Source organism: Bacillus cereus group sp. BfR-BA-01347, from assembly GCF_022663835.1.
GTDB lineage: Bacteria > Bacillota > Bacilli > Bacillales > Bacillaceae_G > Bacillus_A > Bacillus_A thuringiensis_K.
In genome coordinates this window covers 452,981-464,173 of the sequence record NZ_JAKUGG010000002.1, presented here as the reverse complement: position 1 = coordinate 464,173, position 11,193 = coordinate 452,981, and the positions used below count along the sequence as shown (strand labels likewise).

Sequence of the window (11,193 nt, the reverse complement as noted above, 5' to 3'; positions counted from 1 at the left end):
GTGCAAACATGATTAGTCAGTCAACGTTATTTTTATTCATACTACTTATTATCGGACTTATTGCTAAAAACCAATCGCTTACTGTAGCTATTGGTGTGTTATTTTTATTGAAGTTTACATTTTTAGGAGATAAGGTCTTTCCTTATTTACAAACGAAAGGAATTAATCTAGGTGTAACGGTCATTACAATAGCGGTGCTCGTACCGATTGCGACGGGGGAAATAGGTTTTAAACAACTTGGAGAAGCGGCGAAATCTTATTATGCGTGGATTGCTTTAGCTTCAGGTGTAGCGGTCGCTTTGTTAGCGAAAGGCGGCGTACAATTGTTGACAACGGATCCTCACATTACAACTGCGCTTGTTTTTGGGACAATTATAGCGGTTGCGCTATTTAATGGGGTTGCTGTTGGTCCGTTAATTGGGGCTGGAATTGCCTATGCGGTTATGAGTATTATACAAATGTTTAAATAAGGAATTTTATAGTAATATAAAATTTTTGAATTCTTTCTGTTCACAAAAGTCAGATAATTGTTTATAATAGGATTAGAAACTTTGAAAAGTTACATAACAGCAGAGACTTTACACCAGATAAAATAAAAACAACATAAAACAATTTTATAATGATATTGTTTTATGTTGTTTTTATCATAAAACTCTTCGGAATGTATTTTCCTCACTAACTTGTTGTTTTGAGCGTGAGGATTCGGGGAGACATTCACGCTCATGCTTTCCATGTAGACAATGGACAATAAGAGGGGAACATCGCAACAAATTTGCATGATCGTGCATTTTGCTTGCCTAAAGAGTGAACGGGCGTTCATAATTCATAGGGGGAGCAAATAGATATAAGGAGCAAGGTTGGGAGAATTTTCAGGAAAAGGAGAGAATGTCATGACTGTTATTCGAGGTTTAGAAGGGGTAGTAGCAACAACATCATCTGTGAGCTCTATTATTGATGATACATTAACTTATGTTGGGTATAATATTGATGATTTAGCTGAGAATGCTACGTTTGAAGAAGTAGTGTACTTATTATGGCACCGCAAGCTTCCTAATGAAAAAGAACTAGCGGAATTTAATGAAATTGTATCTGAATACTATAAAGTTCCAGGTGAGATTTTAACATATTTAAAACAAGTAGATTTAAAAGTTGCACATCCGATGTCTGTTTTACGAACTGCAATTTCCATGCTATCATTATACGATGAGAGCGCTGAAATTATGGATGAAAAGTCTAATTATTTGAAAGCGGTTAAATTACAGGCTCAAGTGGGAACTTTAGTTGCTGCTTACGCGAGAATCCGTAAAGGTTTAGATATTGTTGAGCCAAGAAAGGATTTATCATTAGCTGCAAACTTCTTGTACATGTTAAATGATCGCGAGCCAAATGAAGTTGAAATTGAAGCTTTTGATAAGGCGCTTGTACTTCATGCAGACCATGAGTTAAACGCTTCTACATTTACTGCACGTGTTTGCGTAGCTACACTTTCAGATGTATATTCTGGTATTACAGCAGCAATCGGTGCATTAAAAGGTCCTCTTCACGGTGGGGCAAATGAAAATGTAATGAAGATGTTAACTGAAATTGGTGAAGAAGAAAATGTAGAGCCATATATTCATAATGCTCTTCAAAATAAAGTGAAAATCATGGGCTTTGGCCACCGTGTGTATGAGCAGGGTGATCCACGTGCAAAACACTTACGTGAAATGTCTAAGAGATTATGCGTGCTTTTAGGAGAAGAGAAATGGTATAATATGTCTATCAAAATTGAAGACATTGTAACAAAAGAAAAAGGTCTTCCACCAAATGTTGATTTCTATTCAGCTTCTGTATACCATTGTTTAGGAATTGACCATGACTTATTTACACCTATTTTTGCAATTAGCCGTATGTCAGGCTGGTTAGCTCATATTCTAGAACAATATGAAAACAACCGTTTAATTCGTCCGCGTGCTGATTATAATGGACCAACGCATCAAGTGTATGTTCCAATTGCACAACGATAAGCGAATAACACTATTTTGATAGTGAAAATACGCTTTCAAAAGTCTGATTTTTTCGGAAAGATGTAATGATTAGAATATTTTAATTTGACTAACGGTTTGAACTGAGGGGTTATTCCCTCAGTTTCATACATATGAAATTTCAAACATGGGGGTTATCACATTGACGACAGGTGAAAAAATTACTGTAACTAATGGTGTTATGAATGTACCAAACAATCCGATTATTCCATTTATCGAGGGAGATGGAATTGGTCCTGATATTTGGGCAGCTGCATCTCGCGTACTAGAAGCAGCAGTTGAAAAAGCTTATGATGGTGAGAAGAAAATCGTTTGGAAAGAAGTGCTTGCAGGGGAAAAAGCATTCAACCAAACAGGCGAGTGGTTACCAGAAGAAACTTTAAACTTAATTCGTGAATATTTAATCGCGATTAAAGGTCCACTTACAACTCCAGTTGGCGGTGGTATTCGTTCTCTAAACGTAGCACTTCGTCAAGAATTAGATTTATATGTATGTCTACGTCCAGTTCGTTATTTTGAAGGTGTTCCTTCACCTGTAAAACGTCCGGAAGATACTGATATGGTTATTTTCCGTGAAAATACAGAAGACATTTATGCTGGAATTGAATATGCACAAGGATCTCCAGAAGCAGAAAAAGTTCTTGCTTTCTTAAAAGAAGCAATGGGTGTTAATAAAATCCGCTTCCCAGAAACATCTGGTATTGGTATTAAGCCGATTTCAGAAGAAGGGACAAAGCGTCTTGTTCGTGCTGCAATTCAATATGCAATTAACGAAAAACGGTCTTCTGTTACATTAGTTCATAAAGGAAACATTATGAAATTTACAGAAGGTGCTTTCAAAAACTGGGGTTACGAAGTAGCGGAACAAGAATTCGGCGACAAAGTATTTACTTGGGCTGAATACGATCGTATTGTTGAAAAAGATGGTAAAGATGCAGCGAATAAAGCGATGGCAGACGCTGAAGTGGCTGGAAAAATCATCGTAAAAGATTCTATTGCAGACATCTTCTTACAACAAATTTTAACTCGTCCACGTGAGTTCGATGTTGTTGCAACAATGAACTTAAATGGTGACTATATCTCTGATGCACTTGCTGCACAAGTAGGTGGAATTGGTATTGCACCTGGTGCAAACATTAACTATGTGACTGGACATGCTATCTTTGAAGCTACACACGGTACAGCTCCAAAATATGCAGGTTTAGATAAAGTAAACCCATCTTCTGTTCTTCTTTCAGGTGTATTATTATTAGAACACTTAGGATGGAACGAAGCTGCGAAATTAGTAACTGCTTCTGTTGAGAAAACAATTGCTTCAAAAGTAGTAACTTATGATTTCGCACGCTTAATGGAAGGTGCAACAGAAGTGAAATGTTCTGAGTTCGCTAATGAACTTATTAAAAACATGGATGTAGCGATAATCAAAAACGCATAATTAAAGCGGGGGGTAAATTATGACAATCAAACGCAAGAAGGTTTCAGTCATCGGTGCGGGATTTACAGGAGCAACAACGGCATTCTTATTAGCACAAAAAGAACTTGCAGATGTTGTATTAGTGGACATTCCACAACTGGAAAATCCAACAAAAGGGAAAGCGTTAGATATGTTAGAAGCGAGCCCAGTACAAGGTTTTGATGCTAACATTATTGGAACATCTGATTACGCAGATACTGCTGATTCTGACGTTGTCGTTATTACAGCAGGTATTGCACGTAAGCCTGGTATGAGCCGTGATGACTTAGTAGCAACAAACTCTAAAATTATGAAAAGTATTACGCGCGACATTGCAAAACATTCACCAAATGCAATTATTGTTGTGTTAACAAATCCAGTTGATGCAATGACATATTCTGTATTTAAAGAAGCAGGATTCCCGAAAGAGCGTGTAATCGGCCAATCGGGTGTATTAGATACAGCTCGTTTCCGTACATTCATCGCACAAGAATTAAATCTTTCTGTAAAAGACATTACAGGATTTGTTCTTGGCGGACACGGTGACGACATGGTACCTCTTGTGCGTTATTCTTATGCAGGCGGTATTCCGTTAGAAACATTAATTCCGAAAGAGCGTTTAGAAGCAATTGTAGAACGTACACGTAAAGGTGGCGGTGAGATTGTAGGCTTATTAGGAAACGGTAGTGCATATTACGCACCAGCAGCTTCTTTAGTTGAAATGACAGAAGCGATTTTAAAAGATCAACGCCGTGTATTACCAGCTATTGCGTATCTTGAAGGTGAGTATGGTTATAGTGACCTTTACTTAGGGGTACCAGTAATTCTAGGTGGTAACGGAATTGAAAAAATTATTGAATTAGAACTTCTTGCAGATGAAAAAGAAGCGTTAGATCGCTCTGTAGAATCTGTACGTAACGTAATGAAAGTTCTTGTTTAATAATTGAATAGTAGTGAAAAAGATTCGGGATCCCGAATCTTTTTCTACTATTTACCGAATTGTTTTTTTGAAATAATATGAAAACGCTATCATTTGTAATATCCTATAATGAAACTGTAGATTTATACTATACATTGCCCTCATCATAGTAAATTTCGGATAAGGTATCGCTTTTAGTAGGATAATAAGGTGAAAAAATCGGAGGGGGTTGTAACATGTTAAAGAAAAAAGTTCAAATTGGTCGTAAAATGGATGAAATTACAGTAGGAGAGAAATTATCTATCACTGAAAAAATTGAGGATAAAGATTTGTTATTGTACTTAGGGTTAACGAATGATGCCAATCCATTATATATTCAGCATGATTACGCATCCCAAACTCCGTATGAAAAGCCGATTGTACCAAGCATTATGCTAACGGGAATGATTACAACGGCGGTTACGAAATATTTACCGGGTCCAGGAAGTCATATTACGAGAAAGGACCTTACATTCGTGAAACATGTTCACCATTATGAAACGTTACAAATCCACTTTGAAGTTGTGGCTGTTTCTGAGGAGGAACATACAATTGATATGCTTGTATCTGCTCATGATGAAAAAGGAGAAACTGTTGTGAAAGGTTCATTAACAGTAACGCCACCTTTTAAATCAGTCTCTATTATGGAAAAAGCATTAGATAATTTTTAAAAGAAGAAAGTATGAATAGCGCTAGCATACCTTTAATAAGGATGATAGCGCTATTTTTAGTTGAAGAATCCTTCTTTGAACCCTTCAGCAAATTCTGAGCACCCCGTTTTAATCGTATCCCAGCTCGGTACGTTAAAAGTAAGGAAACATGTTACTACTAAAGTTAAAATAGGTAGTAATAGTCGCATAATAGAAACTCCTTATCTTTTATATTCGAATTATCAAATTAACAATATTCACTATATTATAATTTAATAATTTAAGTCAATGGAAGGAGTGATTCTTTAAGATGAGGTGGAAAAGAGAAGGTGTGATCTTTGAAACGGTAAGAGAAGCTGAAGTGTGGGCAGACGGGGTTGCGAATGAAATGTACGGGAGAGTATTTGATGGATATGAAACACCAGATTATAAAATAGCGTATGCTCTTTCGTTTTTTCTAGCACAAAATCAAGATTTTATAGTTCATACGGAAGTGAGCTTTAAAGAAGAGAGAGCAATCTATAAAGTTTGGCAAAATCCTGTGTAGTTGCAGGTGAAGCGTAATTACGTCTATTTTCTCAATTCTACACAAACGATCTCCATGAATAGACAATTATATTGAGAGGGACCTTATTTTCTAGTATGATGAGAATAACGGGGAAAATACTAGGATGAAGAAGGTTTCAAGTCTATAACTTGGAGGAAAAGAATGAACAATCGTATTTTAGTAGTTGATGATGAGGAATTTATCTTAACTTTAATTGAATTTAATTTACAACAAGCTGGGTTTGAAGTTATAACAGCGATGGATGGAGAAATGGCGCTTCAAAAAGCGACAACAGAACGCCCAGATTTAATTATATTAGATTTAATGCTTCCGAAAATGGATGGTATGGAAGTGTGTAAAGAATTACGATTGCAGCGCGTTATGACGCCGATTTTAATGTTAACGGCAAAAGATGATGAGTTTGATAAGGTGCTAGGCCTTGAACTTGGGGCAGATGATTATATGACGAAGCCATTTAGTCCAAGAGAAGTTGTTGCTCGTGTGAAGGCGATTTTGCGCCGTACGAAATTACAACAAGAAGAACAAGTTGCAGAAGCGCCAGATGAAGATAGCATCACAATTGCAGAACTTAAAATTTTACCGGAGTTTTATGAGGCTTATTTCCAAGGAAGAAAGCTTGAATTAACACCAAAAGAATTTGAACTACTTGTGTATCTTGCGAAAAATAAAAGTCGCGTGTTGACACGTGATCAATTATTAAGTGCTGTATGGAATTACGATTTTGCTGGTGATACACGAATTGTTGATGTTCATATTAGCCATTTGCGCGATAAAATTGAACAAAATACGAAAAAACCGACGTACATTAAAACGATACGTGGTTTAGGATATAAATTAGAGGAGCCAAAAGGGAATGAATAAATTTCGTTCCAGGCTTCTTTTTACATTTGTTTCTCTTATTGTATTTATTTTAGTTGGACTAGGTTTATTACTAGAAACTGTGTTTGAAAACTACTATATAGATCATGCTAAAGAGAGAATGGTAAAAGAGACGGAGTATGTTGCGACGTTAGCAGAAGAGCAAGGTTTTGATAATGTCTTAAAGAATCCATACGTATTTGAAAAGATAGAAGAAAAAATACCAGCTTCTATCGTATTTTTGGATGAAAAAAAGAAAGTTCAATATAGAAAAGGACAAGAATTGACATTTAGTCCAGAGACGATTAAAGAACTTTCTTCGGAAGTGGCAAAACAACGAAGTAAAGTGATTACGAAAGAAACGGATCGAAAGAATGAATTTTATCATGCGGTGTTCGTTCAAGATGTAGAAGGAAAACAAGGATACATTTTGGTGAAAAGCACAATTGAGCCTTTGAAAGATGTTCACCAAAAAACGTGGGGATTATTAATTATCGGATTTGTCATTGCTTGTCTCGTAGTTGTATTTTTAGGTATGAAAATTACAGGGCAATATATTAGGCCAATTGAATCGGTTACGAAAGTTGCAATTGAATTGGCAAAGGGTAATTATAAAGCACGTGCATACGAAAGTCATTCGGATGAAACAGGAATGCTGAGTAAAGCGATTAATATTTTAGCTCGAAATTTACAAGAGATGACACTTGAACAAGAAATGCAGCAAGATCGTCTGCATACGTTAATTGAAAATATGGGAAGCGGAATGATTTTAATTGATAGCCGAGGATATATAAACCTTGTAAACCGCTCTTATAAGGAAACCTTCCACGTAACAGATGAAGAATATTTAGATCGCTTATATTATGAATCGTTTCATCATACAGAAATTATTGAGCTTGTAGAAGAAATCTTTATGACAGAAGTGAAAGTGCGTAAACAAATGTTATTGCCACTTGGAATTGAACGGAAGCATTTCGAAGTATATGGAGCGCCTATTATCGGGACAAACCATGAATGGAAAGGGATTGTTCTCGTATTCCATGATATAACAGAGTTAAAGAAATTAGAACAAATGAGAAAAGACTTTTTAGCGAATGTTTCTCATGAATTAAAGACACCGATTACTTCTATTAAAGGTTTTTCAGAAACACTCTTAGACGGAGCGATGGATAATAAAAAATTCTGCGAACATTTCTTGCACATTATTTTAAAAGAAAGTGAGCGCATGCAAGGATTAATAGAAGATTTATTAGATTTGTCAAAGATCGAACAACAAGGATTTAAATTAAATATGGGAACTGTTGACATGAAGGGGCTGCTTGAAGATATTCATATGGTGCTTGATAATAAAGCGGGAGAGAAAGAAATCTCTTTACAAGTGAATGTATTAAAACGAGCCTCTGTTATTGGAGATCCAAGTCGTTTGAAACAAATCTTTATTAATTTAATTAATAACGCAATCGTATATACACCGGCTGGAGGCGTTGTTTCAGTAGAGTTAGCGGAAGATAAATATAATGCTTATATAAAAGTATCGGATACTGGAATTGGTATTAGTAAAGAGGAAATTCCGCGTATTTTTGAACGTTTCTACCGGGTGGATAAAGCAAGAAGTAGAAATACTGGTGGTACCGGCCTTGGATTGTCGATCGTAAAGCATTTAGTTGAGGCGCATCAAGGTACGATTACAGTAGATAGTGAAGTTGGAGAAGGGACAACGTTTACAGTTGTTTTACCGAAATCAGCAACTGAAAAATAGGATGAAGGATGTTTACAATATATTAACAATGGCTTAATTAAATATTAATAAAGCTCTGTTAATATAATACATGAAAACCCCTTCATCCAAGGAGTAATTTTGGACGAGAATAGTTAAGCTGTTCTCGTCACTTCCCTTTATGCCAATATAAGTCTGTTTTATATATGAAAGAAAATAGCCGTTATTTTTCTTCTCTCTATTAGTCATGTTAATATAGAGAGAGGAAAGGAACGGTTTTTTTCTGTGAAAAAAATCATTTCAAATTTGTATGGGGAGGTTTCAATTTTGGAAAAAAAAGTCGTATTAGTAGATGGTAATAATATCGCGTATCGTGCTTTCTTTGCACTACCGCTTTTAAATAACGACAAAGGTATACATACGAACGCAATTTACGGTTTTACAATGATGTTAATGAGAATATTAGAGGAAGAAAAGCCAACTCATATGTTAGTGGCATTTGATGCAGGCAAAACAACGTTCCGTCATAAAACGTATAGTGAGTATAAAGGAGGACGTCAAAAGACTCCACCTGAATTATCAGAGCAGTTCCCGTTTATTCGTGAGATGCTGGATGCGTTCAATGTACCGCGTTATGAATTAGAAAATTATGAAGCGGATGACATCATGGGAACGTTAGCGAAAGAAGCGAGTGAGCAAGGGGCAAGTGTAAAAGTTATTTCAGGAGATAAAGATTTACTTCAACTCGTTTCTGATAACACGCTTGTATGTATTCCGCGAAAAGGGATTACAGAAGTGGATGAATATACGAAAGAAGCTTTATTTGAAAAATACAGCTTATCACCAAAGCAAATTATCGATATGAAAGGTTTAATGGGAGACCAGTCAGATAATATACCGGGTGTACCAGGAGTTGGTGAAAAAACGGCAATTAAATTGTTAACACAGTTTGGAACGGTTGAAGCGGTGTATGAAAATATAGATCAAGTAAGTGGGAAGAAATTAAAAGAAAAACTGGAAGAAAATAAAGAACAAGCTCTTATGAGTAAGGATCTTGCAACTATTATTACAGATGCGCCGATTACAGTTCATGTGGATGATATGGCGTATAAAGGATATGAAGCAAGTGATGTCATTCCAATGTTCGAGAGTTTAGGATTTACATCTCTTTTAAATAAATTAGGCGTTACGCCAGAAGAAACAGCTCCAGCTGAATTAGATGATATTACATTTGATATTGTGGAAGAAGTTACAGAAGAAATGCTTCAGCAAGATAGTGCGCTTATCGTTGAAGTACAAGAAGATAATTATCATAAAGCAGACATTCAAGGTTTCGGTATTCAAAATGAAAATGGATGTTACTTTATTCAGACAGACATTGCTCTTAAGTCAGATGCTTTTAAAGAGTGGCTTGCAGATGGAGAAATGAGAAAGCATACATTTGATGCGAAGCGTGCAATCGTTGCACTGAAATGGAATGGGATAGATATGCAAGGGATTGACTTCGATCTATTAATCGCTGCTTATTTACTTGACCCGGCTGATACAGATAAAGATTTCCGTACTGTAGCGAAAATGAAAGAAACGCATGCTGTGAAATCAGATGAAGAAGTTTACGGAAAAGGTGCGAAGCGTGCTGTTCCAGAGTTAGAGGTAGTAGCGGAGCATGTGGCTCGTAAAGTGCATGTATTATATGATATAAAGCAAACATTTGTGGAAGAGTTAAAGAAGAATGAGCAATATGAACTGTTTACAGAGTTAGAATTGCCGCTTGCACGTGTATTAGCTGATATGGAAGTAAAGGGTGTAAAAGTTGATACAGATCGTCTTCGTAATATGGGGGAAGAACTTGCGGGTAGATTAAAGGAAATGGAACAGGAAATTTATAAGCTTGCGGGAACAGAATTTAATATTAATTCACCGAAACAGCTTGGTGTTATTTTGTTTGAGAACTTAAACTTACCGGTTATTAAAAAGACGAAAACAGGCTATTCTACGTCAGCTGATGTACTAGATAAGCTTATGAATCACCATGAAATTATTCCAAATATTTTACATTATCGTCAATTAGGGAAGCTAAATTCAACTTACATTGAAGGTTTACTGAAAGTTGTACATGAAGATTCATCTAAAATTCATACGCGCTTTAATCAAGTGTTAACGCAAACAGGTCGATTAAGTTCAACGGATCCGAACTTGCAAAATATCCCGATTCGATTAGAAGAAGGAAGAAAGATTCGTCAGGCATTTGTTCCATCAGAAGAAGGATGGATTATGTATGCAGCTGATTATTCACAAATCGAACTGCGTGTATTAGCTCATATTGCAAATGATAAAGGGCTAGTTGAAGCGTTCCAACATGACATGGATATTCATACGAAAACAGCTATGGATGTATTTGGCGTTGAAAAAGATGAAGTAACTTCAAATATGAGACGACAAGCGAAAGCTGTTAACTTCGGAATTGTGTATGGTATTAGTGATTATGGTCTTTCGCAAAACTTAGGAATTACAAGAAAAGCAGCAGCGGAATTTATTGAAAAGTATTTAGAAAGTTTCCCTGGTGTACAAGAATACATGGAGGACATCGTAAAAGATGCGAAACAAAAAGGATATGTGGCTACATTATTAAATCGTCGCCGTTATATTCCAGAAATTACGAGTCGTAATTTCAACTTGCGTAGCTTCGCTGAACGTACAGCGATGAATACACCAATTCAAGGTACTGCAGCAGATATTATTAAAAAAGCGATGATTATTATGGCAGATCGTTTAGAAGAAGAAGGATTACAAGCGCGTCTTCTTCTGCAAGTACACGATGAATTAATATTTGAAGCACCAAAAGAAGAGATTCAAAAATTAGAGCAGCTTGTACCTGAAGTAATGGAACATGCAATTGAACTTGCAGTTCCGCTGAAAGTTGATTATTCTTACGGTCCAACTTGGTACGACGCAAAATAAGGAA

General features: G+C 36.1%; 10 protein-coding genes. 9 read left to right on the top strand and 1 reads right to left on the bottom strand.

The window, feature by feature from the left end:
- Positions 1-8 precede the first annotated feature (8 nt).
- From MR143_RS05700 to MR143_RS05680, 5 genes are all read left to right on the top strand, one after another.
- A complete protein-coding gene (locus MR143_RS05700) occupies positions 9-470 on the top strand; it encodes a DUF441 domain-containing protein (RefSeq protein WP_000625507.1) in 462 nt (153 codons plus the stop codon).
- A 387-nt stretch (positions 471-857) separates the two neighbouring features.
- On the top strand, positions 858-2,006 hold the full coding sequence (gene citZ, locus MR143_RS05695; RefSeq protein ID WP_000503654.1) for a citrate synthase: 1,149 nt from the start codon (positions 858-860) through the stop codon (positions 2,004-2,006).
- Positions 2,007-2,166: 160 nt separating this feature from the next.
- Positions 2,167-3,459, top strand: a complete 1,293-nt coding sequence (gene icd / locus MR143_RS05690; RefSeq protein WP_000206898.1) for an NADP-dependent isocitrate dehydrogenase — start codon at positions 2,167-2,169, stop codon at positions 3,457-3,459.
- A 19-nt stretch (positions 3,460-3,478) separates the two neighbouring features.
- A complete protein-coding gene (gene mdh / locus MR143_RS05685) occupies positions 3,479-4,417 on the top strand; it encodes a malate dehydrogenase (protein WP_000153232.1) in 939 nt (312 codons plus the stop codon).
- A 215-nt stretch (positions 4,418-4,632) separates the two neighbouring features.
- Positions 4,633-5,106, top strand: a complete 474-nt coding sequence (locus MR143_RS05680) for a MaoC family dehydratase (RefSeq protein ID WP_000914180.1) — start codon at positions 4,633-4,635, stop codon at positions 5,104-5,106.
- A 56-nt stretch (positions 5,107-5,162) separates the two neighbouring features.
- Here MR143_RS05680 and MR143_RS32945 read toward each other — a convergent pair whose 3' ends face one another.
- Complete coding sequence (locus tag MR143_RS32945; RefSeq protein ID WP_001238014.1) at positions 5,163-5,294, bottom strand: hypothetical protein; 132 nt, start codon at positions 5,292-5,294, stop codon at positions 5,163-5,165.
- Positions 5,295-5,395: 101 nt separating this feature from the next.
- Between MR143_RS32945 and MR143_RS05675 the strand changes: the two genes are divergently transcribed.
- The 4 genes from MR143_RS05675 (at position 5,396) to polA (ending at position 11,189) form a co-directional block, all read left to right on the top strand.
- Positions 5,396-5,632: a hypothetical protein gene (locus tag MR143_RS05675; protein WP_001267386.1), complete on the top strand. Its 237-nt coding sequence runs from the start codon at positions 5,396-5,398 to the stop codon at positions 5,630-5,632.
- Positions 5,633-5,794: 162 nt separating this feature from the next.
- Positions 5,795-6,514: a two-component system response regulator PhoP gene (phoP, locus tag MR143_RS05670; protein ID WP_001065220.1), complete on the top strand. Its 720-nt coding sequence runs from the start codon at positions 5,795-5,797 to the stop codon at positions 6,512-6,514.
- Positions 6,507-8,270, top strand: coding sequence for a sensory box histidine kinase PhoR (gene phoR, locus MR143_RS05665; RefSeq protein WP_001032105.1), 1,764 nt, complete (start codon positions 6,507-6,509; stop codon positions 8,268-8,270). The genes phoP and phoR overlap by 8 nt, the downstream gene beginning before the upstream one ends.
- A gap of 285 nt (positions 8,271-8,555) precedes the next feature.
- Positions 8,556-11,189 carry a DNA polymerase I gene (gene polA, locus MR143_RS05660; protein WP_000412800.1) on the top strand — a complete coding sequence of 878 codons (2,634 nt, stop codon included), beginning with the start codon at positions 8,556-8,558 and terminating at the stop codon, positions 11,187-11,189.
- Positions 11,190-11,193 lie beyond the last annotated feature (4 nt).

Excerpts from the sequence above, each read along its gene's own strand:
- MR143_RS05700 (WP_000625507.1), top strand. The coding sequence starts at position 9 with ATGATTAGTCAGTCAACGTTATTTTTATTCATACTACTTATTATCGGA.
- mdh (WP_000153232.1), top strand. The coding sequence starts at position 3,479 with ATGACAATCAAACGCAAGAAGGTTTCAGTCATCGGTGCGGGATTTACA.
- MR143_RS05680 (WP_000914180.1), top strand. The coding sequence starts at position 4,633 with ATGTTAAAGAAAAAAGTTCAAATTGGTCGTAAAATGGATGAAATTACA.
- MR143_RS32945 (WP_001238014.1), bottom strand. The coding sequence starts at position 5,294 with ATGCGACTATTACTACCTATTTTAACTTTAGTAGTAACATGTTTCCTT.
- MR143_RS05675 (WP_001267386.1), top strand. The coding sequence starts at position 5,396 with ATGAGGTGGAAAAGAGAAGGTGTGATCTTTGAAACGGTAAGAGAAGCT.
- phoP (WP_001065220.1), top strand. The coding sequence starts at position 5,795 with ATGAACAATCGTATTTTAGTAGTTGATGATGAGGAATTTATCTTAACT.
- phoR (WP_001032105.1), top strand. The coding sequence starts at position 6,507 with ATGAATAAATTTCGTTCCAGGCTTCTTTTTACATTTGTTTCTCTTATT.